Annotated in this window: 26 protein-coding genes and 1 tRNA gene; 14 read left to right on the top strand and 13 right to left on the bottom strand. The window is 71.2% G+C overall.

The genetic code is table 11. The annotated features are described in order from the left end of the window. Positions 1 to 7: 7 nt before the first annotated feature. Positions 8 to 1,105: a hypothetical protein gene (locus AC6CQV_RS13310; protein WP_060959746.1), complete on the bottom strand. Its 1,098-nt coding sequence runs from the start codon at positions 1,103 to 1,105 to the stop codon at positions 8 to 10. Between the two features lie 47 nt (positions 1,106 to 1,152). Between AC6CQV_RS13310 and AC6CQV_RS13305 the strand changes: the two genes are divergently transcribed. Next, positions 1,153 to 2,538 (top strand): ATP-dependent DNA helicase, encoded by a 1,386-nt coding sequence (locus tag AC6CQV_RS13305; RefSeq protein ID WP_267956420.1) that lies wholly within the window; start codon positions 1,153 to 1,155, stop codon positions 2,536 to 2,538. A 29-nt stretch (positions 2,539 to 2,567) separates the two neighbouring features. Here AC6CQV_RS13305 and AC6CQV_RS13300 read toward each other — a convergent pair whose 3' ends face one another. Both AC6CQV_RS13300 and AC6CQV_RS13295 read right to left on the bottom strand, forming a co-directional pair. Further along, complete coding sequence (locus AC6CQV_RS13300) at positions 2,568 to 3,227, bottom strand: biliverdin-producing heme oxygenase (protein WP_060959744.1); 660 nt, start codon at positions 3,225 to 3,227, stop codon at positions 2,568 to 2,570. 59 nt (positions 3,228 to 3,286) lie between these two features. After that, positions 3,287 to 3,598: a DUF2470 domain-containing protein gene (locus AC6CQV_RS13295; protein ID WP_498259708.1), complete on the bottom strand. Its 312-nt coding sequence runs from the start codon at positions 3,596 to 3,598 to the stop codon at positions 3,287 to 3,289. 143 nt (positions 3,599 to 3,741) lie between these two features. Here AC6CQV_RS13295 and AC6CQV_RS13290 point away from each other — a divergent pair, with 143 nt between their 5' ends. The 3 genes from AC6CQV_RS13290 to AC6CQV_RS13280 all read left to right on the top strand — a co-directional run bounded on the left by AC6CQV_RS13290 (position 3,742) and on the right by AC6CQV_RS13280 (position 6,605). Further along, complete coding sequence (locus AC6CQV_RS13290) at positions 3,742 to 4,995, top strand: serine hydrolase domain-containing protein (protein ID WP_101305348.1); 1,254 nt, start codon at positions 3,742 to 3,744, stop codon at positions 4,993 to 4,995. A gap of 10 nt (positions 4,996 to 5,005) precedes the next feature. Continuing rightward, entirely contained in the window at positions 5,006 to 5,893 is an 888-nt protein-coding gene (locus AC6CQV_RS13285) for an EamA family transporter (protein ID WP_498259707.1), read from the top strand. A 70-nt stretch (positions 5,894 to 5,963) separates the two neighbouring features. Beyond that, entirely contained in the window at positions 5,964 to 6,605 is a 642-nt protein-coding gene (locus AC6CQV_RS13280) for a peptidase M23 (RefSeq protein ID WP_223848789.1), read from the top strand. Here AC6CQV_RS13280 and AC6CQV_RS13275 read toward each other — a convergent pair. The 5 genes from AC6CQV_RS13275 to AC6CQV_RS13255 all read right to left on the bottom strand — a co-directional run bounded on the left by AC6CQV_RS13275 (position 6,578) and on the right by AC6CQV_RS13255 (position 9,776). Beyond that, positions 6,578 to 7,738 carry a low temperature requirement protein A gene (locus AC6CQV_RS13275; RefSeq protein ID WP_498260701.1) on the bottom strand — a complete coding sequence of 387 codons (1,161 nt, stop codon included), beginning with the start codon at positions 7,736 to 7,738 and terminating at the stop codon, positions 6,578 to 6,580. The genes AC6CQV_RS13280 and AC6CQV_RS13275 overlap by 28 nt on opposite strands. A gap of 119 nt (positions 7,739 to 7,857) precedes the next feature. Further along, a tRNA-Gly gene (locus AC6CQV_RS13270) sits at positions 7,858 to 7,931 on the bottom strand. A gap of 59 nt (positions 7,932 to 7,990) precedes the next feature. After that, positions 7,991 to 8,728 (bottom strand): hypothetical protein, encoded by a 738-nt coding sequence (locus AC6CQV_RS13265; RefSeq protein WP_498259706.1) that lies wholly within the window; start codon positions 8,726 to 8,728, stop codon positions 7,991 to 7,993. Next, entirely contained in the window at positions 8,725 to 9,189 is a 465-nt protein-coding gene (locus tag AC6CQV_RS13260; RefSeq protein ID WP_232783970.1) for a DUF6114 domain-containing protein, read from the bottom strand. The genes AC6CQV_RS13265 and AC6CQV_RS13260 overlap by 4 nt, the downstream gene beginning before the upstream one ends. Further along, positions 9,180 to 9,776: a DUF6230 family protein gene (locus AC6CQV_RS13255; protein WP_060959737.1), complete on the bottom strand. Its 597-nt coding sequence runs from the start codon at positions 9,774 to 9,776 to the stop codon at positions 9,180 to 9,182. The genes AC6CQV_RS13260 and AC6CQV_RS13255 overlap by 10 nt, the downstream gene beginning before the upstream one ends. 174 nt (positions 9,777 to 9,950) lie before the next feature. On the opposite strand from AC6CQV_RS13255, the gene AC6CQV_RS13250 reads away from it, so the two are divergent. From AC6CQV_RS13250 to AC6CQV_RS13240, 3 genes are read left to right on the top strand one after another with little or no spacing between them, the layout of a single operon-like run. Further along, positions 9,951 to 10,541, top strand: coding sequence for a TetR/AcrR family transcriptional regulator (locus AC6CQV_RS13250; protein ID WP_060959736.1), 591 nt, complete (start codon positions 9,951 to 9,953; stop codon positions 10,539 to 10,541). Between the two features lie 40 nt (positions 10,542 to 10,581). After that, a complete protein-coding gene (dcd, locus tag AC6CQV_RS13245; RefSeq protein ID WP_061782197.1) occupies positions 10,582 to 11,187 on the top strand; it encodes a dCTP deaminase in 606 nt (201 codons plus the stop codon). Beyond that, positions 11,184 to 12,845, top strand: coding sequence for a BCCT family transporter (locus AC6CQV_RS13240; RefSeq protein ID WP_492491014.1), 1,662 nt, complete (start codon positions 11,184 to 11,186; stop codon positions 12,843 to 12,845). The genes dcd and AC6CQV_RS13240 overlap by 4 nt, the downstream gene beginning before the upstream one ends. A 156-nt stretch (positions 12,846 to 13,001) precedes the next feature. Here the strand turns inward: AC6CQV_RS13240 and AC6CQV_RS13235 are convergent, their stop codons facing one another. After that, a complete protein-coding gene (locus tag AC6CQV_RS13235) occupies positions 13,002 to 13,646 on the bottom strand; it encodes a helix-turn-helix domain-containing protein (protein WP_498259705.1) in 645 nt (214 codons plus the stop codon). Between the two features lie 114 nt (positions 13,647 to 13,760). Between AC6CQV_RS13235 and AC6CQV_RS13230 the strand changes: the two genes are divergently transcribed. Further along, entirely contained in the window at positions 13,761 to 14,348 is a 588-nt protein-coding gene (locus AC6CQV_RS13230) for a MarR family winged helix-turn-helix transcriptional regulator (RefSeq protein WP_498259704.1), read from the top strand. 9 nt (positions 14,349 to 14,357) lie between these two features. On the opposite strand, the gene AC6CQV_RS13225 is transcribed toward AC6CQV_RS13230, so the two are convergent. After that, positions 14,358 to 14,957 carry an LON peptidase substrate-binding domain-containing protein gene (locus tag AC6CQV_RS13225; protein WP_205282037.1) on the bottom strand — a complete coding sequence of 200 codons (600 nt, stop codon included), beginning with the start codon at positions 14,955 to 14,957 and terminating at the stop codon, positions 14,358 to 14,360. A gap of 36 nt (positions 14,958 to 14,993) precedes the next feature. Between AC6CQV_RS13225 and AC6CQV_RS13220 the strand changes: the two genes are divergently transcribed. Together AC6CQV_RS13220 and AC6CQV_RS13215 are read left to right on the top strand one after the other, a co-directional pair. Continuing rightward, positions 14,994 to 15,491: a DUF427 domain-containing protein gene (locus AC6CQV_RS13220; RefSeq protein ID WP_060959732.1), complete on the top strand. Its 498-nt coding sequence runs from the start codon at positions 14,994 to 14,996 to the stop codon at positions 15,489 to 15,491. Positions 15,492 to 15,517: 26 nt separating this feature from the next. After that, complete coding sequence (locus AC6CQV_RS13215; RefSeq protein ID WP_232783972.1) at positions 15,518 to 17,332, top strand: DEAD/DEAH box helicase; 1,815 nt, start codon at positions 15,518 to 15,520, stop codon at positions 17,330 to 17,332. Positions 17,333 to 17,402: 70 nt separating this feature from the next. Here AC6CQV_RS13215 and AC6CQV_RS13210 read toward each other — a convergent pair whose 3' ends face one another. After that, positions 17,403 to 18,713 (bottom strand): MFS transporter, encoded by a 1,311-nt coding sequence (locus AC6CQV_RS13210; RefSeq protein WP_060959775.1) that lies wholly within the window; start codon positions 18,711 to 18,713, stop codon positions 17,403 to 17,405. A gap of 218 nt (positions 18,714 to 18,931) precedes the next feature. Here AC6CQV_RS13210 and dnaK point away from each other — a divergent pair, with 218 nt between their 5' ends. Genes dnaK through AC6CQV_RS13190 form a run of 4 tightly spaced genes read left to right on the top strand, consistent with a single transcriptional unit; the run spans position 18,932 to position 22,857 of the window. Continuing rightward, positions 18,932 to 20,803: a molecular chaperone DnaK gene (gene dnaK, locus AC6CQV_RS13205; RefSeq protein ID WP_060959731.1), complete on the top strand. Its 1,872-nt coding sequence runs from the start codon at positions 18,932 to 18,934 to the stop codon at positions 20,801 to 20,803. Between the two features lie 12 nt (positions 20,804 to 20,815). Beyond that, positions 20,816 to 21,412, top strand: a complete 597-nt coding sequence (locus AC6CQV_RS13200) for a nucleotide exchange factor GrpE (RefSeq protein ID WP_101305361.1) — start codon at positions 20,816 to 20,818, stop codon at positions 21,410 to 21,412. 15 nt (positions 21,413 to 21,427) lie between these two features. Next, on the top strand, positions 21,428 to 22,411 hold the full coding sequence (locus AC6CQV_RS13195; protein WP_498259703.1) for a DnaJ C-terminal domain-containing protein: 984 nt from the start codon (positions 21,428 to 21,430) through the stop codon (positions 22,409 to 22,411). 2 nt (positions 22,412 to 22,413) lie between these two features. Then, positions 22,414 to 22,857, top strand: a complete 444-nt coding sequence (locus AC6CQV_RS13190) for a heat shock protein transcriptional repressor HspR (protein WP_101307131.1) — start codon at positions 22,414 to 22,416, stop codon at positions 22,855 to 22,857. A 6-nt stretch (positions 22,858 to 22,863) separates the two neighbouring features. Here the strand turns inward: AC6CQV_RS13190 and AC6CQV_RS13185 are convergent, their stop codons facing one another. Then, positions 22,864 to 24,225 carry a DUF2252 domain-containing protein gene (locus AC6CQV_RS13185; RefSeq protein WP_498259702.1) on the bottom strand — a complete coding sequence of 454 codons (1,362 nt, stop codon included), beginning with the start codon at positions 24,223 to 24,225 and terminating at the stop codon, positions 22,864 to 22,866. Between the two features lie 4 nt (positions 24,226 to 24,229). Further along, entirely contained in the window at positions 24,230 to 24,964 is a 735-nt protein-coding gene (locus AC6CQV_RS13180) for a potassium channel family protein (protein ID WP_060959727.1), read from the bottom strand. Between the last annotated feature and the right edge of the window lie 5 nt (positions 24,965 to 24,969).

Raw genomic sequence — 24,969 nt, 5'->3', positions numbered from 1 at the left:
CGCGTCCTCAGCTCGCGGGTTCCACCTGGATGGAGGCGGTGCCGTCGGGAAGCATCGTGATCGTCCCGCCGACCCGGAACGGCACGTCCTCGTCGACGTGACGGACGGTGCCGTCGAAGATCGATCGGATGTCGACGACGACGTGCGCCACGGCATCCGCCGCAGCGATGGCCCACCCGGCGCCGTCGGGCTCGAGCGTGATCGTGGGCTGCGTGACCATCGACCACACCGGCGGCTCGACGATGCGGTTGCGCACCTGGAGTCCGAAGGGGCACCCCGTCGGCTGCAGCACCTGCTGGGTCGTGCACGCGGTCAAGAACGACTCGACGCGGTCCTGCACGACCGCCACGAACTGCGTCGTCGGCTGCGTCTGGATGTCGACGGGCACCTGGGCCTGCGGCGTGTCGGACAGGACCGCGACTCCCGCACTCGTGGAGACGGGGGTGTCGACCGAGATGGAGTAGAGGCCGGGCGAGAAGACGAGGAGCGCGACCGGCGCGAGCGGATCGGCCTGCGCACCGGCCGGCGAGACCTGCCGCGTGTCGACCGCGAACCCGTTGACCGAGAACGCGGTGGCGCCGCGGAGCGTCAGGTCGATCACCGCGAGAGGACTCTGCGCGAACCGCCACGTGGGCGCCAGCCCGACCCAGCCGGAGCGCTCGACGCGGAAGGTCGACGTGCCGCGGTGCGGGCCCGCCTGGTACGACATCGTCACGACCTCGACGCCGTCGCTCTCCTGCTCGCTCACGACCTGGATGTCGCTGAGCGGGGCGAGCGCCGCGCGGCGCAGCAGCGCCTCGCTCGCGTCGGCGGGCAGGCCCGCGGAGGTCAGATCGGTGGAGTCGATCGTGACGCCCGGCAGCGCCAGCGCCTCCGGCGCGCGGCCCTGGCTCAGCATCTCCAGATACCGGGTGACGAAAGCGCCGGGGCTGTAGAGATCGCGGTAGATCGTGACGGTCGCCGCGCCGACCGCCGCCAGCAGCAGCACGCCGACCACGGCGAGGGCGGTCAGGTCCAGGGCCAGCCGGCGGCTTCCGCGACGGGCGGAGGAGCGGCGCGACGCGGCATCGCCTCGCGTCTGCGCCGCGCGCGCATCGACACCCACCACCCCGTCCACAGGTCCAGTCTAGGAAACGGATGCTGATGGCTAGCATGGATCCGGTGAGCATCCCCGCCCTGTCCGCCGAGCAGGAGGAGCTGTTCCGCCTCATCGAGGACACTCGCGAGCACGTGTTCGTGACGGGACGGGCCGGTACCGGCAAGTCGACCCTCCTGCAGCATCTCGCGTGGAACACGCAGAAGCAGATCGCCGTGTGCGCGCCCACGGGCGTGGCGGCGCTGAACGTCGAGGGGCAGACGATCCACTCGCTCTTCCGGCTGCCGATCGGACTCATCGCCGACAGCGAGCTCGACCAGTCCGAGCCGGCCCGCCGTGTGCTGAAGGCGATCGACACACTCGTGATCGACGAGGTCTCCATGGTCAACGCCGACCTCATGGATGCCATCGACCGCTCCCTCCGCCAGGCCCGGGGCCGCCGGTCGGAGCCGTTCGGCGGGGTGCAGGTGATCATGTTCGGCGATCCCTACCAGTTGTCACCGGTGCCCCCGCGCGGTGATGAGCTGCGCTACATCAACGACCACTACCGGTCGTTCTGGTTCTTCGACGCGCAGGTGTGGGCGGGACCGTCGGCCGACGGCTCCGCGATCCGCTCGGACGGACTGCTCGACCTCGGCCGGGTGGGCGCGCCCCTGCACATCCGCGAGCTGCGCGAGATCCACCGGCAGGCCGACAACGGCTTCAAGGCCATGCTGAACGCGGTGCGCCACGGGGTCGTGACCGCGGAGATCGCCGGCATGCTCAACGCCGCCGGGGCTCGTCCCGTCCCGGAGCCGGTCGACGGCGAGCCTCCGATCATCACCCTCGCCACGCGCAACGACATCGTCTCCCGCATCAACCAGCGTCACCTCGACGCGCTGCCCGGGCCGGTGCAGACGGCGCGCGCCGACATCAGCGGCGACTTCGGCCGGGGCGAGGCGTCGTATCCGGCCGACACGGAGCTGCAGCTCAAGGTCGGCGCCCAGGTGATGTTCCTGCGCAACGACGTGGGCACGCGGGGCGACGGACCGCGCTGGGTGAACGGGTCGATCGGCACCGTGACCCGGATCGCGGGTGGCACGGTGCGCGTCGAGATCGACGGCGAGGAGGTCGACGTCGAGCCGGCCGTGTGGGAGAGGTTCCGCTACGCGTACGACCCGGCGTCTCGAAAGCTCACGCGTGACATCGTCGCCGAGTTCACGCAGTTCCCGCTGCGCCTGGCCTGGGCCGTGACGATCCACAAGTCGCAGGGGAAGACCTACGACCGCGCCGTCATCGACCTCGGCTCGGGCGCCTTCGCCCCCGGACAGACGTACGTCGCGCTGTCGCGGCTCACCTCGCTCGACGGCCTGTACCTCTCACGGCCGCTGCGCCCGAGCGACATCCTCGTGGATGCCGACGTCCGCCGCTTCATGGCCGGGGTCCGCGCCGCCGGCTTCTGACCAGCGCAGCGAGGAGTCGAAACGCGCGGTCAGGCGGATGCCGCGGTCGCGGCCTTCGCGGCGGCGAGGTCGAGGAAGAGGTCGGTGTTGAACTGGTATGCCGTCAGGACCTCGTCGATGACGCGCTCGCGTTCGGCGGCATCCCAGGCGACCGCGTCGAGCTGTTCGCGGTAGACGTCCTTGAACGCGGCGGGATCCGCGATCTCGTCGAAGAGGTAGAAGCCGATGCCGTTGGTCTCGAAGCCGAACTGCCGCGCCATCAGCTTGCCGATGAAGAGGCCGCCCGAGAGGTCGCCGAGATACCGGGTGTAGTGGTGGGCGACGAAGCCGCCGGGCCAGCTGGTGCCGACCTCCCGGATCCGCTCGACGTAGCGCCGCGTCGTGGGCAGGGGCTCGATGCGCGCGCGCCAGTCGTCGCCGATGAGGAACGCCAGGTCGGCCTCGATCGCGGGCAGCCGCGTCAGCTTGTCGCTGATGAACGGGGCGGCGACGGGGTCGTGCCGCATCGTCTCGGCGGCGGTCTCGAGGGCGTCGTAGATGAACCAGTGCTGTGCGACGAGGGCGACGTAGTCGTCGCGCGTGCCGCGACCGCGCATCAGGTCGTCCATGAAGCCGGCGTGCTCGCTGCCGGAGTGGGCGGAGCGCGAACGCTCGCGCAGGGCGGTGGAGAACGGGATCGGCTCGGTCACAGCCGTCAGTGTATCTGAAACTAAGGCTCACCTAAACTGAAGGTTGCCTCCGAGAATGCTCAGGAGTGCGGGCGCGGCGTGATCCCCAGCCGGGCGCAGGCCTCGTCGTACAGCGCGACGATCTCGCGGCGCACCTCACGGCGCTCCGTGATGGCACCGCCCGGCCACGGGACCACGATGACGTCCTCGGCGCCGTCGGCGAGGCGGACGCGCCACCGGCCCGCCGCCCCGTCGAATCCGATCATCTCGGAGCCGACGACCTCGGTGAGCGGAGCGAAGGCGCGGGCGATGAGGAGGTTGTCGTCGGAGTGGTCGTCGTTCATGTGACCGAGCACGCCGGCGAGGGCGTCGTCGTCGAAGGTGTGCGCCATGGCACCCACCTTAGAGCCGGCGCCGCCGCGCCCCGCGACCGGCCGCCGGCGAAATCCGTTCACAGAAACGTCACAGGAGTGTCACGGCGTCCGGTCCGGTGCGCATCGTGTTCTACGCTGAAAGAACTGATCAGGGGGTGAGGATGCGGGGTCTTCGTCGATCGCGACGTCTCGCGGCTGTAGCCGGCACGCTCGCGTTGGCGATCGCGCTGGCCGCGTGCTCGTCGGACGATTCCGTCTCGCTGCCGCTGCCCGATCAGGTGGATGCCGCCATCCCCGCGGACGTGCAGGGACAGCTGCAGACGGCCGTCGAGCGCGCCCTCGCCGCATCCGGTGCGTCGGGCGCCGTCGTGGGCGTCCGGGTGCCGTGGTCGGGCGTGTGGGAGGCGGGCGTCGGCACGACCGCGCCCGAGGGCGCCGCCGTCAGCGACACGATGACCTTCCACGCGGGAGCGACCACGCGGTCGATGACCTGCGATGTGCTCTACGGGCTGGTGCACGACGGCGTCGTCAGCCTCGACGACACGGCCGGCGAGTACGTGGCGGGCCTCGGCGACCAGGGGGGCGTGACCCTCGGCCAGCTCTGCGACTCGACGGCGGGACTCGCGTCGTACGGGCCGTCGATCGAGACGCGCACCCGCGCGACGCCGGCCCGGCAGTGGAACCCCCGCGAGCTTCTCGGCTACGGCATGTCGCGAGGCTCGACGGCCCAGCCCGGCACGGTCTTCGCCGACTCCGACACCGGCTACGTGCTGCTCGGTCTCGCGCTCGAGCGCGCGTCGGGCAAGAGCTCCGCGCAGCTCTACCAGCACTACGTCTTCGGCCCGAACGGCATGTCGGACAGCTCTTTCCCGAGCACCGGCTCCGCGCAGCTGCCCGGGCTGTGGACGGGCAACGCCGAAGACGGCAGCGCGGCCTGCAGTGCTCCGACGCCGATCGAGGACCTCTCGCCGGCGGCGGGGTTCACGGCATCCGGTGTCATCACGGATCTCGCGGATCTGAGCCGCTACGTCCAGGCGCTGGCCCTCGGGCTGCGCCCCTACGACGCCGCCGGCCGCTTCGACAACGCACTGCCGGCGGTCGCCGACGGCCCGTCGTGGTTCACGGCGCGCGGCGGCGTCTACCAGGCGGGCAGTCTCGTCGGGCAGTACGGAGCGGTTCCCGGCGCGCTCACGGCGGCCTTCGCCGACCGCAACACCGGTATGAGCGTCGTCGTGACGCTGAACAACTCCCGCGCCTCCGCCGACCTCGTGCGGAGCCTCGCCTGGGAGCTCGCCGCGATCGCCTCCAAGGCGCCCGCCGCCTCGGGGCGCACGGCCCCGCAGGCGGGGCTCCCGTGGACCGCCGAGGACATGGCCGCCCAGGTCGCGGCGGTCGCCGTCTGCCCGATCCCGTGATCCGCCGCCGGTGACCAGCGGTCGCGCGGGGGCGTCCGCGGCTCCGGCCGCCGTCGCGCTCGTCGTCGCCGGGCTCGCCTTCCAGGAGGGCGGCGCGGCCATCGCGGTCACCCTCTTCCCGCACGTCGGCCCGCTCGGCATGGTGATGCTGCGGCTGGTCTTCTCGGCCCTGATCCTCCTGATCGTCGCCCGTCCCCGGCTGCGGGGTCGCGGCGGTGCCGCGTGGCGCGACGTGGTGGTGTTCGGCGTCGTGCTCGTGATGATGAACGGGCTGTTCTATCTCGCGCTCGAGCGGCTCCCCCTGGGGGTCACCGTGACGATCGAGGTGCTCGGCCCGCTCGCCCTCTCGATCATCGCCGGCCGCGGGAGGGCGGCCTGGATCTGGGCGCTGCTCGCGTTCGCCGGCGTCGTCGCCCTCGCCGGCGGCGGATGGGATCGGCTCCGCCTCGACGGTGTGCTGTTCGCGCTCGGGGCGGCGGCGAGCTGGGCGCTCTACATCCTCGCGTCGTCGCGGGTGGGCGCCGCGTTCCCTCGTCTCGACGGGCTGGCGATCGCGATGACCGTCGGCGCCGTCCTCTCCCTCCCGTTCGGCCTCGTGGATGCCGGTGCTGCGCTCCTCCGGCCCGAGATCCTCGGGCTGGGCGCCGCCGTCGCGCTCTTGTCGTCGACGCTGCCCTACGCCTTCGAGCTCATCGCCCTGCGCCGTCTTCCGGCCGCGGCCTTCGCCGTGCTCATGAGTCTCGCCCCGGCCGTCGCCGCACTCGCCGGATGGGTGCTTCTCGGTCAGCATCTCGCGTGGTTGGAGGTCGTCGGCATCGCTCTGGTGATCGCCGCCTCGATCGGCGCGGTGCGCTCGGCCGGACGGCGCGCGGACGAGGCCGTCGAACCGGTCGGGTGACAGCGGTGACGGGGGGCGATCTCAGCCCCCGCTCGGCTGGCGGATAGCCGGGCGTGGCAGGATGCCGCAGGTGAGCAGCCGCCCGTCGACGTCGCGCCGATCCGCGGGCCGCCGCCGCCCGGCGGTCAGCGCCCGACGCCGCCGTCAGCTGCGCCGCCGGCGCGCGATCGCGCTCGCCGTGGCCGCCGTGCTCGCCGTGGGTCTGGGCATCGCGGGCGTGGCGATCGGGCGGTCGATCCATCACGCGGCCGTCTGCGCCGAGGCGGACGGCTTCGGTCGGGAGCAGCTCGACAACGCGCGCACCATCGTGGCCGCCGGGCGCGATGCGGGCCTGTCCGCGCGGGATCAGACCATCGCCGTGATGACCGCGCTGGGGGAGTCGAGTCTGCAGAACATCGACTACGGCGACTGGGAGACGGACGGCGTCACCAATCCGGACGGCTCCCGGACGACCTCGATCGGGCTGTTCCAGCAGCAGGACGGCTGGGGGAGTCGGGAGCAACGGCTGGACCCGTACACCGCCGCCACGCTCTTCTACCGGGCGATGGTCGAGGACGTGCCCGAGCCGGAGCGATCGGAGACCGCACCCACCGAGGTCGCGCATCGCGTGCAGATCAACCGCGATCCGCAGCACTACGCGCCCTACTGGCCGCTCGCGGAGCGCATCGTGGCGGTGCTGGACGATCAGACCGTCGTCGACACCTGCCTCTGAGTCGCGCCGCGAGGGGCCGGGCCGATCTCGACGGCGACGACCGCGGTGACCGTGCCGACGGCGGCGGTGAGCAGCATCCCGATCGTCGAGGGGACGAACGTCGCGGCGGCGACGGCGGCCGTCCCGAGCAGCAGGAGCGTGCTGCCGGCCGCTGTCAACCGGGTCCGCAGCGTGAGTGCCCAGATCCCGAGGATGAACAGCGCCACGGGCACGGTGAGGGTGGCGTGCGCGGCGATGTCGGACAGGTGGGCCTCGCCGCCGATGGCGTCGACGGCGATCTCGATGCCCGCCGAGAAAGCACCCGCCGCGGCGAAGATGACGTAGTGGAAGTACCCGTAGCGGAGGGAGGAGGCGAGGGTGCGGATGTGTCCGGTGTGCTCGCGGGAGAAGTACACCCACCACATGCCCGCCGCGATGACCAGCGCCGCCGCAGACACGACGATCAGCTCGGCGAGGTGGTCCTGCTTCTGCACGGCCTCGATGATCGCGCCCGCCGAAGCGAGGATCGACTCGCCGAGCAGGATCAGGGTGAACAGGCTGTAACGCTCGGTGATGTGATGCGCGTTCCACGGGGCGTGGTCGCGGTGCTCGGCCCAGATGGGCACGAGCGCCTCGGCGAGCACGAGCGCGAAGAAAGCGATCGTTCCGGCGCCCGGGGGCAGCAGCAGGCGCAGCACCCACGCGACCTGCACGAGGGCGATTCCGCCCGCGTACCTCAGGCACACGCGGCGGTACGCGGGTACGGATGCCGCCGCGCGCAGCCACTGCCCGACCATCGCGAGGCGCATGATCACGTAGCCGAGCGTCACGATCGTGAAGTCCTGGTGCTCCATCGCGGCGGCGCTGCCACTGGCCAGCACCAGGACGCCGGCCATCTGGACGATCGTCATCACGCGGTACAGCCAGTCGTCGACGGCGAACGACGTGCCGAACCAGGTGAAGTTCATCCACGCCCACCAGACGGTGAAGAACACCATGATGTAGCTCAGGACGGCGACGCCCAGCGCGCCCTCCGACTCCATGTGGTGCAGCTGCTGCGACGACAGTGACACGGCGACCACGAAGACGAGGTCGAAGAACAGCTCCAGGGGGCTCGCGGCGCGGTGCCGTTCACCGGGATCGCGGGCCGTCATCCGTCGGAGGCCGAAACGAAGGGGTGGTGCGGCGTCCTGCGTCATGCTCCCGCGCTCCTCGCTCGCGCACGGTGCGCGACCCGCGGGAAAGATACCAAGAGGCGCTGCGCGCAAGAAAGTGGAGGGGCTGACGGGAATCGAACCCGCGCTGTCTGCTTGGGAAGCAGAAGTTCTGCCATTGAACTACAGCCCCATGCACCGGGAGGTGCGCGGCCAGCTTAGCAAACCGACCGGAGCCCGCCGGCCGCCCCGTCACTCCGACAGGTGCTGCACCGTGTTCGTGTAGGTGATGGAGTCCGCCGTCGACCCGACGAGACCGAGGGTCACGCCGAACATCGACTCGAGGCCTTCGGCGGGCGGCGGGGTGTCGGCGCCCAGGGTGAGCAGCCGGCCCCCGGGCAGCGTCGCGCTCAGCGAGTTGAGGTAGACGGCCACGTGGCCCTCGAGCGTCATCGTGTCGGCGGTCGTCGTCAGGATCGGGCCGGTCTCGTGGCGGACGGTCAGGCTGAAGCCCGAGATCGAGATGCGGTCGGCTTCGAGCTTGAGCGCGGTCGTCCGCGAACCGTCCGCGAGGGGGACCGTCACGACCGAGATCCCCCGCAGCCCGCTGAACGACAGCGACGTCGACCCGAGCTGTGCGGACGGCTGCGTGAACACCGGCCCGTCTTCGTCGGCGACGGGCGCGACCGCCGGGGGCGTGCTCCCCTCCGACGGAGCGGGAGACGGGGCGGGAGGCGGTGCGGGCGCAGGAGTCCCGGGATCCGGGACGGCGGGGGCTGACCCCGTGGGCGACGACGACGGCGACGGACTCGGCGACGGCGAGGAGGCGCCGTGGCACGGCAGGATGATCGGGATGCACCACTCCGCCGGATGCGGGGTCGACGCCGCGACCGACGTCGCCGGCACGATCGCGGCCCCCATGACGGCGGGCGTGAGCGCGAGCAGCGCCGCCGCGACCGCCGCCGCGCGGGCGCGCGGACGACCGGTCATCGCGCGACCGCCTCGTCGGGGACGATCGCCCCCTCGGGCTCCCTGTCCGCGTCCGCGTCTGCCTCCGCGGCGGGGTCGGTGCCGGGGCGCGGCATCCACGAGACGGCCAGGATGCCGCCGACGGCCGACAGCAGGAACCCGACGAGGAAGCCGCCGAGGTTGACGCCGACGATCGAGTAGACGCTCGTCGCCAGCGCGATGACGCCGTAGAGGATGCGGTGCGCCGGTGTCGCGATGACCAGGGCGCCGAGCACGATCAGCAGCAGGGGGATCACGACGGCCTGCAACCCCTCGATGCCGAGGTGGATGTGCAGCCGGCCGAAGTCGAGCTGGCTCGATCCGAACATCACGAGGCCGCCGAGGATGAGCAGGATGCCGCCGACCAGCGGCCGTTCGCGCCGCCAGCTCCGACCGCGGCCGGGGGAGCGCGGCGCCCGGGCCGCCCGACGTGTCAGAAGCATCCGGTCGATCCGTCCGTCAGCGTCAGCGACATGCCGGTCAGCGTGAACACGGAGGCCTGCGTGCTCCAGGAGATCTGCTGGAGGTTGTCGATGGTGACGCTGTCGGCATCCTGAGCGAAATCGCCGACGGAACCCTTCGCCGCCGTGTTGACCGTGGACGCGTCCACGCCGATGCGGATGTTCGAGAACGACGAGTCGCCCTTGAGGTCGGTCATGCCGATCTGCAGATCGGTCGCCGAGGCGGGATTCCCGCCGCCGCCCGCGGTGATCCGCACGCCGACCTTGCCGAGCGGGGTGTCGGAGATCACCGACTGACAGAGGTCGTAGAGCTGGGCCGACGCGATGTTCGCGATCGCGACGTTGTGCGAGCCGCCCGCGGTGTCCTGCGTGACCCCCGCGTACTGCGAGAAGCCGGTGCCCTCGAGCTTGGAGGCGCTGATCTGGAACTGGCTGCCGGAGACGGCGAACGAGACGGGGACGGCGCCCTGCGCGACCCCGCCCAGCAGGAACGTCGAGGCCAGGACGACGGGGACGGTGGCGAGGGTGATGCGCCCTGCGCGGGAGCGGGTCGGGTTCGAGAGTCTCATCGATCCTCCGGATGCCGTGGGCGCCGGCTCCGCTGCCGACGCGCTCGATCATCGACTGTGCGCCCGAATTGACAATCAGTCAATAAGGTCGACCGAGTGTGAGAGAACTCTCACCGACCCCTGCGACGTGGCCCGGGCCCTCGGTGTCGGGGAGCGGCTCGGTAGGGTCGGGACATGTCCTCCGACCAGCGTCGACGCCTGTCGCGGGAGGATCGTCGTGCCCAGCTGATCGCCTCGGGGGTCGCCTTCCTCGTCTCCCAGCCGCTCGACGACCTCACGATCGAGGCCCTCGCCGCGCGGGAGGACGTCTCCCGGGCGCTGGTGTTCCACTACTTCGGCTCGCGTCAGGGACTCCACACCGCGGTGGTGACGACGGCGCGGGACGCGCTGATCGCGGCATCCGCGCCGCGCGAGGAGCTGCCGCCGCGCGAGCGCCTCGACGACACCGTCGCACGCATCGTCGCGTTCGTGCGCGCCCACACCGGGACCTTCTACTCGCTCGTGCGGGGCGTCGCCAGCGGCGACCCCGTCGTGCGCGAGCTCGTCGACGAGGCACGCGACGAGAACGCCCGCCGCATCCTCGACGTCTTCCGGGAACTGGGCCACGCCGACTCGGCGACGCTGCGGGTGGCGGCCCGCGCCTGGGTCGCGTTCGCGGAGGACGTGCTCATCGAGCTCGCCATCGCCTCCGATCGCCCCGCGGAGGAGATCACCGGGCTTCTGACCCGGTCCGCTCTGGCCGTCGCGGCATCCGTCGACGGCTGACCCGGCGGCGGTCGCCGGACACGGCCAGTAGGCTGGCGGCGTGCTGCTCAGCGATCGTGACATCCGCACCGAGATCTCCACCGGACGGGTCGGGCTCGCGCCCTGGGACCCCGCGATGGTGCAGCCGTCGAGCGTCGACGTGCGGCTCGACCGGTACTTCCGGCTGTTCGACAACCACAAGTACCCGTTCATCGACCCGGCCGAGGACCAGCCCGATCTGACACACCTCATCGAGGTGCGGCCCGACGAGCCGTTCATCCTGCACCCCGGCGAGTTCGTGCTCGGGTCGACGTTCGAGCAGGTGACGCTGCCCGACGACATCGCCGCGCGGCTGGAGGGCAAGTCCTCGCTCGGCCGCCTCGGGTTGCTGACCCACTCGACGGCGGGGTTCATCGATCCCGGCTTCTCGGGCCACGTCACCCTGGAGCTGTCGAACGTCGCGACGCTGCCCATCAAGCTGTGGCCCGGCATGAAGATCGGCCAGCTCTGCTTCTTCCGCCTGTCGTCCGCGGCGGAGAACCCCTACGGCACCGGCCCGTACCTCAACCGCTACCACGGCCAGCGCGGTCCGACGGCGTCGCGGTCGTTCCAGAACTTCCACCGCACGGATGTCGGGTCCACCGACGCCGGAGCGCGGGGCGCATGAGCGGGGCGAGCCCGGCGGCGCCGGCGGCCGATCCGCTGGCCTCACGCCCGCTCGCCCGCTGGGTGTTCTGGCCGGCGGCGGCGATCATCGTCCTGGTCACCGCCTTCGCGGTGCTGTTCCCGGCGACCGCCGAGAGCGCGTTCGCCGCGGTGCAGGCCACGATCGTCCGCACGTTCAGCTGGTACTACGTGCTGATCTCGGCCTTCTTCGTCGCCTTCGCCCTGGTGCTGGGCTTCAGCCGCTTCGGCGACATCAAGCTCGGCAAGGACGACGACGAGCCGGAGTTCTCGGTCGGCGCCTGGTTCTCCCTGCTGTTCGCGGCGGGCATGGGGATCGGGCTCGTGTTCTACGGCGTGAGCGAGCCGCTCAGCCACTTCGTCTCGCCCCGGCCGGGCGTCACCGGAACCGACGCGCAGCTCGCGCAGAGCGCACTCATCCAGACCTACCTGCACTGGGGCGTGCAGGCGTGGGCCATCTACGTCGTCGTCGGGGTCGCGCTGGCCTACGCCATCCACCGCCGCCGGCGGCCGATCTCGATCCGCTGGGCGTTGGAGCCTCTGCTGGGACGGCACGTGCGCGGCACCTGGGGCAACGTGATCGACACGATCGCCCTGGTCGGCACCGTGTTCGGCGTCGCCACCTCGCTCGGCCTGGGCGTCATGCAGATCGGCGCCGGCCTCTCCAGCGCCGGGTTCGGCACCCCCGACACCCTCATGCAGGTGGTCATCATCGGCGTCATCACCGTCTTCGTGCTGTTCTCGGTGCTGTCGGGCGTCGCCAAGGGCATGAAGTGGCTGTCGACCTTCAACCTCGTGCTGGCGGCGCTTCTGCTGGTGTTCGTGCTCGTCGTCGGGCACACCGAATACCTGCTGCGGGAATGGGTGCAGTCGATCGGGGCGTACCTGCAGAACTTCGTCGGGCTGAGCTTCACCGTCAGCGCGTTCCAGGGCGAGGCGGGGGAGCAGTGGCAGGCGGCCTGGACCTCGTTCTACTGGGGCTGGTGGATCTCGTGGGCCCCGTTCGTCGGCATCTTCATCGCCCGCGTGAGCAAGGGGCGCACCGTTCGGGAGTTCGTGCTGGGCGTCTTGATCGTGCCGACGCTCGTGGGCATCATCTGGTTCGCGGTGCTCGGAGGCTCCGCGCTCTACCAGGAGCTGAACGCCCCCGGGTCGATGCTGCTCCCGGACGGCAGCGTCGATCTGCAGGGCGCGCTGTTCCAGCTGTTCGCGCATCTGCCCGCCGGGCAGGTGCTGACGATCGGCGCGATCGTGCTGATCGGCATCTTCTTCGTCACCTCCGCCGATTCCGGCGCGCTCGTGATGGGGATGCTGGCGACCGGCGGCGACGCGGAGCCGAAGCGGTGGGTGCGGGTGTTCTTCACGCTCGCCACGGCGGCGCTCGCGATCGCGCTGCTCCTCGCCGGCGGGCTGTCGGCGCTGCAGACCGCGGCGATCACGATCGCGCTGCCGTTCAGTGTGGTCATGCTGCTCATGTGCTGGTCGACCGTCATCGCCTTCCGACGGGAGCGGCGCGTCTACGACCGGGCGGAGCGTGCCCAGCTCGTCGACTACGTCGGTGAGCACTACGGGCTCGACGTCGAGAGCGGCAACGAGCAGGGCGTCCGGATGCCGTCCTGGTGGCGGCGCACGCCGCGCTGACGCGCGGGGCGCGGTCGGGCGGGGTCCGGCGCGGTCCCGGACTCCTCCACTGGCGTCCCGTGCCGCCGCAGGAGCCGCGTGGACGCGGGGCTGCGGCGACGGTGAGGGCGTCGATCGGAGGAGTTCGGGACGGGCGCGCGCCGGTTCGGGACGGGCTCACGCCCCGGCGGCGGTGCGGCCCTCGCTGAAACCGGCGGCGAAGCCGCGCTCGTACGCGCTCTCCGCGTCGCGCTGACGCGGGGCGTGGTCGCGGCAGCCCGCGCCGTGATGAGCCCGGCCCCGACCGTGCGCGCCGGGTCCGAAGCCGTGCGCGCCGGGTCCGAAGCCGTGGCGGCGGTGTCGGGGATGGCCGTCCGGGCCGTCACCGTCCGGAGCGCCGAGCGCACGGGCGACGGCCTCGAGGGTCGTCGTGGCGGACGCGAGGTCGTCGGCCGACACGGCCGCGGCCAGGCGGGTTCCGATCTCCTCCCTGCGGTGGGTGAGGTGCTGGGTGAGTCGCTGGGCGGCGGCGCGGCCGGCCTCGGTCAGCGTCCAGGTGCCGTCGGTCTCGGTCGCCCAGCCGCGCTCGGCCAGCCGGCGAAGGCGCTTGCCGCCGTGCGGCAGGTGCTCCGGCAGGTCGGCGGCGCGATCGGAGGCGAGCAGGTGCAGCAGTCGCGCCTCGCGCGGGCCGATGTCGTCGGCCGTGAACGCGGCGGCGCGCTCCTGCCAGAGCGCACGAGCGACCCTGCGCACCTCGCGGGCGAAGGCGCGCTGGTCGGGGACGGCGGGGGTGGTTTCGGGGATGTCTGTGAGGTTCTCCATGGGAGGTCCTTTCGTGAGGGATCGCGGGTGCGATCCATTTGCATGTCAATGTGCATGTATATGCAGTGTGACATGCAATGCCGGAACATGTCAAGAGACATGTAAATTCGAGGTATGCCGGATGCCGACTCCTCACCCTCCGACGCCGACCTCGATGCCATCGATGCCGCCCTCGGTCGTCTGCGCGGGCGGGGTCCGGGCCCCGGCGGCGGTGACCGCCACGGGCGTCCCCCGGGCGCGGAGGAGGGAGCGGGCGGCCCGCCCTGGATGAGGGGCGGACGCGGTCGCCACGGCGGTCATCACGACGTCGGGACGCCGCCGTCCTGGCCCGGCGCCCGAGAGGGCGGCCCCGCGATCCGCATGGGCGGCCCGGCGCGGCTGCGGTTGATCGAAGCGCTGCACGCGGCATCCCACCCGCTCAGCGTGAGCGAGCTCGGCGAGGCGATCGGAGTGGATCAGCCGCGGGCGTCGCGGCTGGTGCAGCAGAGCGTCGAGATGGGTCTGGTGCGGCGCGAGGCCGACCCCGACGACGCCCGTCGCACGCGCATCGCGCTCACGCCGACGGGGGAGCGGGTCGCGACGGGGTTCCGCGGACGGCGCCGGGAGCACCTCGCCGCCGCCCTCGCGGACTTCAGCGAGACCGAACGCGCCGACCTCGCCCGACTGCTCACGAAGCTCGCCGCCGCCTGGCCGCGAGGCTGAGCGCCGCCGTCAGTCGTCGGCGGGCCAGATCTCGTCGACTTCGAGCGTCAGATCGATGATCTGCTGCAGCAGGCCGCCCATCGTCGTCGCCCGCAGGAGTCGCTGCTGGTCGTACTCCACCAGCGGGGCGATCGCGGCGATCTGCCACACCGCGGCCACCGGGTCGGACGACAGCTCGATGTGCGCTCCCCACGGCGCGTCGGGGAACCGGCCGAGCACCCGCCGCACGATCGCCTCGGCCTCGGTGCGCAGCGGTGTCAGCGCGTCGTTCCACACCAGCGGATCCCGCCGGGAGACCTCCGCCCGCGGGTAGGGGTCGTCGTCGAGCCACCCGTCGACGGTGAACCGGTCGGTGCCGACGGCGACCACCTGCAGAGCGTCCGCCCCGGCCGCGACGTTGACGAGGCGCGCCAGCGTGCCGATGTCGGACCGCTGATCGCCGCCGCCGGTCTCGTGTCCGCGCTCGATCAGCACGACACCGAACTGCGGGTCGTCGCTGTCGAGCAGCTCGCCCATCAGCTGCAGATACCGCGGCTCGAACACCCGCAGCGGCAGGGGCGTGTGGGGGAAGAGCACCGCCCCGAGAGGAAACATCGGCATCACGGTCATGCGTCCAGTCAACACCGACGCACGTACAGTGGGCGCATGCCCCGCCCTCTCCCCGAAACGCCGGCTCCCGGGCAGGAGTCGGTGTGGGACTACCCCCGCCCGCCCCGCGTCGAGCCGGTCGCGGCACGGGTGACGATCCGCCTCGGCGGTGAGCTGATCGCCGACACGCGTGACGCGGTGCGCGTGCTCGAGACCAGTCATCCGCCGGTCTACTACCTGCCGATCGCCGACTTCGCCCCGGGTGCGCTGGTGGATGCCGAAGGCTCCTCGTTCTGCGAGTTCAAGGGTGCCGCCCGCTACCTCGACGTGGTGGGCGGCGGCCTCACCCGTCCGGGGGCGGCGTGGAACTATCCGCAGCCCTCGGCGGGCTACGGCATCCTGCGCGATCGGGTGGCCGTCTACGCCGCCCCGATGGACGCGTGCACCGTCGACGGGGAGGTCGTCACCCCGCAGCCGGGAGGGTTCTACGGCGGGTGGGTGACGGCGAACGTCGTCGGGCCGTTCAAGGGAGTGCCCGGCTCGATGGGGTGGTGACGGCGCCGGGCGACTACCGTGGTCACATGGCCTCTGACAGCTCCACCGATCCCGTCGAGGCCGCTCCCGCGCCCGACACCCGCATCGCCGACTCCGCCGAGGCTCCGGCGGCGCCCGGATTCGCCGACCTCGGCCTCGACGCCGCGGTGCTCAAGGCGCTGAAGGACGTCGGCTACGAGACGCCGTCGGCCATCCAGGCCGCGACGATCCCGCCGCTGCTCGCGGGTCGCGACGTGCTCGGCACCGCGCAGACCGGCACCGGCAAGACGGCCGCGTTCGCGCTGCCGATCCTCTCGCAGCTCGACCTGTCGCAGAAGACGCCGCAGGCGCTCGTGCTCGCGCCGACCCGCGAGCTCGCCCTGCAGGTGTGCGAGGCGTTCGAGTCCTACGCCGGTCACCTCCGCGGCGTGCACGTGCTGCCCGTCTATGGCGGCCAGGGCTACGGGCAGCAGCTGTCGGCGCTCCGCCGCGGCGTGCACATCGTCGTCGGCACCCCCGGTCGCATCATGGACCACCTCGACAAGGGCACCCTCGACCTCTCCGAGCTGCGGTTCCTCGTGCTCGACGAGGCCGACGAGATGCTGAAGATGGGCTTCGCCGAGGACGTCGAGACGATCCTCGCCGACACCCCCGCGGGCAAGCAGGTCGCGCTCTTCTCGGCGACGATGCCCGCGCAGATCCGTCGCCTCGCCGGCACGTATCTGAAGGATGCCGAGGAGATCAACGTCAAGGCGAAGACCTCGACCGCGACCAACATCACCCAGCGCTACCTGATCGTGTCGTACCCGCAGAAGGTCGACGCGCTCACCCGCATCCTCGAGGTCGAGAACTTCGAGGGCATGATCGTCTTCACCCGCACGAAGAACGAGACCGAGACCCTCGCCGAGAAGCTGCGGGCGCGCGGATACGCCGCGGCCGCCATCAACGGCGACGTCGCGCAGGTGCAGCGCGAGCGGACCGTCAACCAGCTCAAGGACGGCAAGCTCGACATCCTCGTCGCCACCGACGTCGCCGCCCGCGGTCTCGACGTCGAGCGGATCAGCCACGTCGTCAACTTCGATCTGCCCATCGACACCGAGTCGTACGTCCACCGCATCGGCCGCACCGGCCGCGCCGGCCGCTCGGGCGACGCGATCAGCTTCGTCACGCCGCGCGAGCGCCGGATGCTCGCCTCCATCGAGAAGGCGACGCGCCAGCCCCTCACCGAGATGTCGCTGCCGAGCGCCGAGGACGTCAACGCGACGCGCCTCACCCGCTTCGACGACGCGATCACGGCGGCGCTGGCCGAGACCGAGCGCATCGACCGCTTCCGCGACATCATCAACCACTACGTCACGCACCACGACGTGCCCGAGGCGGATGTCGCCGCCGCGCTCGCCGTCGTCGCGCAGGGTGAGACCCCGCTGCTGCTGGATGCGGACGCCCCCGAGCCGCGCCGCGAGCGCGCGGACCGCGGCGACCGCGGCGACCGTCCCGTCCGTGACGGTGACCGCGGCGACCGCGGCGACCGGCCCCGGCGTGAGCGCAGCGGCGGACCCACCGCCACGTACCGCATCGAGGTCGGGCGCCGTCACAAGGTCGAGCCGCGCCAGATCGTCGGTGCGCTCGCGAACGAGGGCGGCCTGCGTCGCGAGGACTTCGGCGCGATTCAGATCCGTCCCGACTTCTCGCTCGTGGAGCTGCCCGCCGACCTCCCCCGCGACACGCTCCAGCGGCTCGAGGGCACGCGGATCAGCGGCCGCCTCATCGAGATCAAGCCCGACCGCTTCCAGCGCTCCGCCAAGCGTCCGGACCGCGGCGAGCGTCCCGACCGCGGCGAGCGGCGCCCGCGCCGCGACTGAGCGCGGCTCGGCATCCGGCAGGGTCCTGCGTTTCGGCTCGCTGCGCTCGCTCAGCGACCGGGCGGCGAGATCAGCGGGCGGGCGGACGCACGGGGATCAGCAGTGCCAGCCCCACGAGCAGCACGGCGACGAGCCCGAGCACGCCCCAGTACTGATCGCCTCCGAGCGTGACGAAGACGCCGAACATCATCGGGGCGAGGAAGACGGCGGCGCGGCCGGTCGTCGCATAGAGGCCGAACACCTCTCCCTCGCGACCGGTGGGGATGCTGCGGGCCAGGAACGTACGCGACGCGGACTGGGCGGGGCCGACGAACATCGCCATCGCGAGGCCGAGACCCCAGAACACGGCAGGCCCTCCGTCGTGGAGCACGAAGATCAGGATGCCGCCGACCACGAGCGCGACGAGCGAGACGATCATGACCGGTTTCGGTCCGAACCGGTCGTCGAAGAAGCCCGACGCCATGGTCACGATGCCCGCCACGACGTTGGCGGCGATGGCGAAGATGAGCACGTCCGCGGCGGTGAGCCCGAATGTGCCGGTCGCCAGCACTCCGACGAAGGTGAAGACTCCCGTGAGTCCGTCGCGGAAGATCGCGCTGGCGAGGAGGAACCAGACGGTCGGACGGCTCTCGCGCCACAGCGAGGCGACCGTTCCGAAGAGCACCCGGTAGGAGGCGAAGAAGCCGATGCGCGCCGCACCGGGCGTGGACGGCGTGTTCTCCGGCACCGCGAACAGCAGGGGGAGGGCCGACAGAGCGAACCAGATCGCGGCGAGGAGCATCGACACGCGCACGGCCATGCCGTCGGCCCCCGTGACGCCGAACAGTCCTACGTCGGGCTTGATGAGCCCGAAGTAGAGCACGAGCAGCAGCACGATGCCCCCCAGGTAGCCCATCCCCCAGCCGAAGCCGGAGACCTTGCCCACCGTGCGCGGCGTGGAGATCTGGGAGAGCATCGCGTTGTAGTTCACGCTCGCCAGTTCGTAGAAGATGGTGCCGACCGCGAGCAGCGTGAGCCCGAACCACAGGTAGGCGGTGTCTTCGCGGACGAAGATCATCAGCGCCAGCATGAGCACGACCACACCGGTGTTGATGGCGAGCCACCGCTTGCGATGCGCCGAGGCGTCCGAGCGCTGTCCTGTGATCGGCGCCGTGATGAGCACCACCAGGCCGGCGAGGGTGAGGGCCAGCGACAGGGCTTGCGACGTGCTCGCCGCGTCACCGAAGGCGCTGCCGGTGAGGTACACGGTGAACACGAACGAGGTGGCGACGGCGTTGATCGAGGCCGATCCCCAGTCCCACAGCCCCCACGCGAGCACGGCGCCACGACCGGTCGAGCGGGCGAGGGGTGCCGGCGGGGCGGGCTGGTCGGGCAGTGACATGTTCGTCACGGTATGTCCCTTCGGTGAACACCGGGTGGCGCGTCATCGCGCGTGCAGGTCACGTTACTCCCGGCATCCGTCACGAAAGTTGAGCCGATTCATATCAACTTGGGTTTGACAGCCGTGGATGCCGGGGCTATCGTGGAACACATCGAAGTTGAGCCGGTAGGACTCAACCCCGCAGACTTCCTCAGATCCGTTTCACGAAAGGGAACACAATGGCACGTGCAGTGGGTATCGACCTCGGGACGACGAACTCCGTCGTCTCCGTCCTCGAGGGCGGCGAGCCGAAGGTCATCGCCAACGCCGAGGGCTTCCGCACGACCCCGTCGGTCGTGGCCTTCACCAAGGACGGCGAGGTGCTCGTCGGCGAGACCGCCAAGCGCCAGGCCGTCACCAACGTCGACCGCACGCTCTCGTCGGTCAAGCGGCACATGGGCACCGACTGGAAGACCCAGTCGATCGACGGCAAGCAGTACACCCCGCAGGAGATCTCCGCGCGCATCCTCCAGAAGCTCAAGCGCGACGCCGAGGAGTACCTGGGCGACAGCGTCACCGACGCCGTCATCACCGTCCCCGCGTACTTCAACGACGCCGAGCGTCAGGCGACGAAGGATGCCGGTGAGATCGCGGGCCTCAACGTCCTGCGCATCATCAACGAGCCCACCGCCGCCGCGCTCGCCTACGGCCTGGACAAGGGCAAGGAGGACGAGCTCATCCTCGTCTTCGACCTCGGTGGCGGCACGTTCGACGTGTCCCTGCTCGAGGTGGGCAAGGACGACGACTTCTCCACGATCCAGGTGCGCGCCACCGCCGGTGACAACCGCCTCGGCGGCGACGACTGGGACCAGCGCGTCGTCGACTACCTCATCAAGCAGTTCAAGGACACCACCGGCGTCGACGTCTCGGGCGACAAGATCGCGCTGCAGCGTCTGAAGGAGGCGGCCGAGCAGGCCAAGAAGGAGCTGTCGAGCTCGACGAGCACCTCCATCAACCTGCCCTACCTGTCGCTGACGGAGTCGGGCCCCGTCTCGCTGTCGGAGACCCTCACCCGTGCCAAGTTCGAGGACCTCACCAAGGACCTCCTCGACCGCACGAAGAAGCCGTTCAACGACGTCATCGCCGAGGCCGGCATCAAGGTCGGCGACATCGACCACGTCGTGCTCGTCGGCGGATCGACCCGCATGCCGCAGGTCACCGAGCTGGTCAAGCAGCTCACCGGCGGCAAGGAGCCCAACAAGGGCGTCAACCCGGACGAGGTCGTCGCCGTCGGCGCCGCCCTGCAGGCCGGTGTCCTCAAGGGTGAGCGCAAGGACGTGCTGCTCATCGACGTCACCCCCCTGAGCCTCGGCATCGAGACCAAGGGCGGCATCATGACCAAGCTCATCGAGCGCAACACGGCCATCCCGACCAAGCGCAGCGAGACCTTCACGACCGCCGACGACAACCAGCCGTCGGTCGCGATCCAGGTCTTCCAGGGCGAGCGCGACTTCACCCGCGACAACAAGCCGCTGGGCACGTTCGAGTTGACCGGCATCGCGCCGGCTCCCCGCGGCATCCCGCAGATCGAGGTCACCTTCGACATCGACGCCAACGGCATCGTCCACGTGTCCGCGAAGGACAAGGGCACCGGCAAGGAGCAGTCGATGACGATCACCGGCGGCTCGTCGCTGCCCAAGGACGACATCGAGCGCATGGTGCGCGAGGCTGAGGAGCACGCCGCCGAGGACAAGAAGCGCCGCGAGGCCGCCGAGGTCCGCAACCAGGCCGAGACCCTCTCGTACTCGATCGAGAAGCTCATCAAGGACAACGAGGACAAGCTCCCCGCCGAGGTGAAGACCTCCGTCCAGGCCGACGTCGACGCGCTGAAGACCGCGCTCGCCGGTGACGACGAGGATGCCGTGAAGAACGCGTTCGACAAGCTCAACGCGTCGCAGCAGCAGCTCGGCGAGGCCATCTACGCCTCGGCGCAGGCGGCGGGCGAGCAGGGCGACCCCACGGTGGCCGACCCGGGCAACGGCAGCGTGCCGAACCCCGAGGAGGACGTGATCGACGCCGAGGTCGTCGACGACGAGGACGAGAAGAAGTAAGAGAATCGAGCCATGACGAACAAGGACTTCGAAGAGCCGATCGACGAAGTCCCCGGTGACGAGGGGTCGGAGGCGCACGCCTCCGGCCCCGACTCGCAGGGGGCCGCGGATGACGGCGACGCGCTGACCGTCGACGACATCCTCGACACGGCGCAGACGGACGAGGCCGCGGTGGCGGAGGCATCCCCCGAGGACCGCGACCTGCTGCTGGATCTCAAGCGGGTGCAGGCCGAGTACGCCAACTACCGACGGCGCACCGAGGAGCAGCGCGAGGTGGAGATCGCCCGCGCGAAGGGCTCGGTCGCCAAGGGACTGCTGCCCGTGCTCGACGACCTCGACCGTGCCGAGAAGCACGGCGATCTGGTCGAGGGCTCGCCGCTGCTGGCGATCGCCGAGAAGCTGCGCGCCGTCGTCGCCCGCCTCGGGGTGGAGACCTACGGCGTCGCCGGCGAGGCCTTCGACCCGCAGCAGCACGAGGCGATCTTCCACGCCCCGAACCCCGGCGGGGTCGAGGACGGCACCATCCTCGATGTCGTCGAGGTCGGCTACCGCCTGGGCACGATCGAACTGCGACCGGCCAAGGTCGTCGTCGCCGGTTCCGCCGACTGACGGGAGGAGGTGTCCATGGCCAGTCAGGATTGGTTCGACAAGGACTTCTACAAGGTCTTGGGCGTCTCCAAGGACGTGTCCGAGGCCGACCTGAAGAAGGCGTACCGCAAGCTCGCGCGCACCTACCACCCGGACTCCACGCAGGGAGACCCGGCGAAAGAGGCGAAGTTCAAGGAGATGAGCGAGGCGTACGCCGTGCTCTCCGACAAGGCCCAGCGCGAGGAGTACGACCAGATCCGCGCGATGGGCGCCGGAGGCGCACGCTTCCAGGCGCCCGGCGCGGGTGCCGGCGGGTTCGAGGACGTCTTCAGCCGTTTCGGCCAGTCGCGCGGATCGGCGCAGTCGGCCGACTTCGACGACCTGTTCTCGATGTTCGGCCAGGGCGGCGGCTTCGGCTCGGGACGCTTCGGTCAGTCGACCGGCGGATTCCGCGGCTACGGCGGTCCGCAGCGCGGTGCCGACGTCACCGCGCGCACCACGCTGGACTTCCAGACCGCCGTCAAGGGCGAGACCATCACGCTCGCCGGCGAGGACGGCAAGCCGTTCAAGGTGAAGATCCCGGCCGGCGTCTCCGACGGCCAGAAGATCCGGTTGCGCGGACGCGGACGGCCGTCGCCCGACGGCGGCGAGGCGGGCGATGTCGTCGTGAGCGTCACCGTGCGGCCGCATCCGGTGTTCACGCGCGACGGGCTCAACCTGCGCGTGACCGTCCCGGTGACCTTCACGGAGGCGGCGCTGGGGGCGACGATCGAGGTGCCGACGCTCGGCGGCGATCCCGTGAAGCTCCGCGTCGCGCCCGGCACCCCGTCGGGTCGCGTGCTGCGGGTCAAGGGCCGAGGGGTCCACACCGCGAAGGGCACGGGCGATCTGCTCGCCGAGGTCCAGGTCGCCGTCCCGGCGCACCTGGACGACCAGGCGAAGGAGGCGCTGGAGCGCTTCCACGAGCTGGAGCCGAAGGAGAATCCGCGCGCCGACCTCATGGCCAGGGCCCGGGAGTGACGATGAGCGACGAGCAGCCCGACGAGGAGGCCCCGATCTTCGCGATCGCCGTCGCCGCCGAGCTCGCCGGCATGCACCCGCAGACCCTCCGCCAGTACGACCGGCTGGGCCTGGTGGTCCCCGGCCGCACCCAGGGCGGGTCGCGGCGCTACTCGCTGCGTCACGTCAAGCAGCTGCGCGAGGTGGCCGCGCTCTCGGCCGAGGGCATGAGCCTGCCGGCCATCTCGCGGCTGATCGAGCTCGAGAACGAGGCGCGGGGCCTGCGCCGTCGCGTCGCCGAGCTGGAGCAGCGGCTGCAGGAGGAGCTCGCCCGTCGCTCCCGCGTCTTCGCGGCGGGGGCGACGGGGTCGGTCGTGACCCTCCGCCACGGCACGCGCGTGCGCCGGGCGACGGAAGTCGTCCTGTGGCGACCGCTGCCCGCGGCGGACGCCGATCCCGAGCAGTAGCGGCGACTAGACGGTGCGGGTGCCGACGGCGTCGACGAAGGCGCCGTAGTCGGTGCGGGAGAGCGCCGCGTATCCGTACGCCCACTCCACGATGGACTCTGCGGCGGCCCGCCCCGCACCCAGGTAGCCGACCACGCGCGCCGCGTTCGGGGATTGGCCGTGGGCACGCGCCAGCACCGTGGCGCACGCCTGGGCGTAGAGCCGGAAGGGCGCGTCCTCGAGCGTCTCCGCGTCGATCCCGCCCTTCATGTCGCGGAACTGGCGCACGTAGTAGTCGGTGCTCGCGCCGCGGAAGTGCCCGAGGAACGGGTCGGACGAGCCCTGCAGGATCCGCTGCAGGGCGACGACCCGGCCGCCCTGCCCGTGGCTCGCCACGAACGAGGCGAGCTCGGCGGGCTGCGCGGCGCCCCCGTACTCCTCGAGCACGCTGCGGCCGGCCTCCTTCACCTGCATGAGCAGGGCGGCCCCGTCGCCGTCGACGAACACGGCCACGTAGCAGCGCGTGCCCACGCTGCCCACGCCGACGACGCGACGCACGACGTCCGACAGCGAGTAGTGCGACAGGACCAGCTGCACATCGGCGCGGGTGGTCGCGATGTACTGGGCGAGGGAGGCATCCACCGCGGCGACGATCTCGTCGGTGACGTGGGTCATCGTCGGCGGCTGTTCCACGAAGCGCAGCCGGCCGTCGGGATCGAGGGCGGTCATCTTGCGCACGGCCTTGTCGCCGGTGCGCTTCTCGGCGTCCGCGATCGCCGCACGCAGCACCTTCCGCGACGCCTTGTCGCCTCCGATCAGGCCGCCCGCGGCGTCGAAGTGCTGGTAGAACCGCGCGAGCGGCGTCGTGGTGTCGCCGACGGCGAGGGCCCGCGCGTAGCGCACGACCGCGGCGCGCGCGGCATCCGCGGTGACCGCGTCGTCGCGTCCGGTCGCCTGACCGGCGACGACGATGCTGGCGACCAGGCGCTTGAGGTCCCACTCCCAGCTGGCCCACGCCGACTCGTCGAAGTCGTTGAGATCGAACACGAGCGTGCGCTGGGGCGAGGCGTAGAAGCCGAAGTTGGCGACGTGGGCGTCGCCGCACGACGCGACGAGGATGCCGCTGGTCGGCCCCGCCGCGAGGTCGTCCGCCATGAGCGCCGCGGTGCCGCGATAGAACGCGAAAGGGCTGGCCGACATGCGCTCGTCGCGCAGCGGCACGAGCTCAGCGACGCGAGCGGCGTTCTGGGCGGAGAGGATGCCGAGGGGGTCGCGTCGGCGCGTCGGCAGTTCGGCCAGCATCCTCCGGGGGAAGCGTCGGCGCTCGCGGCGGCCTTCCTCGTGCGCGCTCTGCCGGCTCGTGGGCGCTGTCCAGGAAGCGAGGGTCATGCGCTCATGATGGCATCGAATCGTCGGCGTCCCCCGGCGTCGAGCCGCGGGCGGCGTCGAGCGCGCGTTCGTGCTGGAGACGCTGGCCCACCCGGTGCATCTGGTCGGTGAGCGCGGAGATCACCGTGGCGCTGGTGACACCCAGCACGATGAGCCCTCCCATCATGAGCCCCACGGCGATCGTCCGACCGAGCGGTGTCACCGGGACGAAGTCGCCGTAGCCGACCGTCGCCAGGGTCGAGAAGCCCCACCAGATCGCATCGCCCAGGTTGACGATGTTCGCGTGGGCGTCCTGCCGCTCGGCGAGCCACACGAGCGTCGACGCCGTGAACACGAACAGCAGCGTGAAGATCGAGACGAGGATCACCAGGCGCAGCCGCTGCCGCGAGGCGCTGGCGCGGAACCACGGCAGCCGCCACAGGTAGGCGAGGATCACGAACGGACGCAGGTAGACGATCACCAGCGCGACCGCTTCGAACCATCGTGTGCGCAGGAACTCCCGCGGCGACCCGCAGATCGCGAGGCGCACCACGATGTCGGCGATGAACACGATCCACAGGACGCCGATCAGCCCCACCAGGAGGTTCTGTTGGTGCACGGTCAGCTTCGTGTCCGCCAGGCTCCAGACCCACGCCGCGAAGAACACCAGCGACAGGGCGAACATCGGCCAGGCCGTCCGGTCCTCCCACCGCAGCACACGCGGCGACAGCGGTCGCCGGCGGCGCTCCCTCTCGCTCATGCGGC

It is taken from the genome of Microbacterium sp. EG9 (assembly GCF_059759475.1).
Note: the sequence above shows the minus strand (reverse complement) of the source record. Positions and strands in the feature narration are given on the sequence as shown.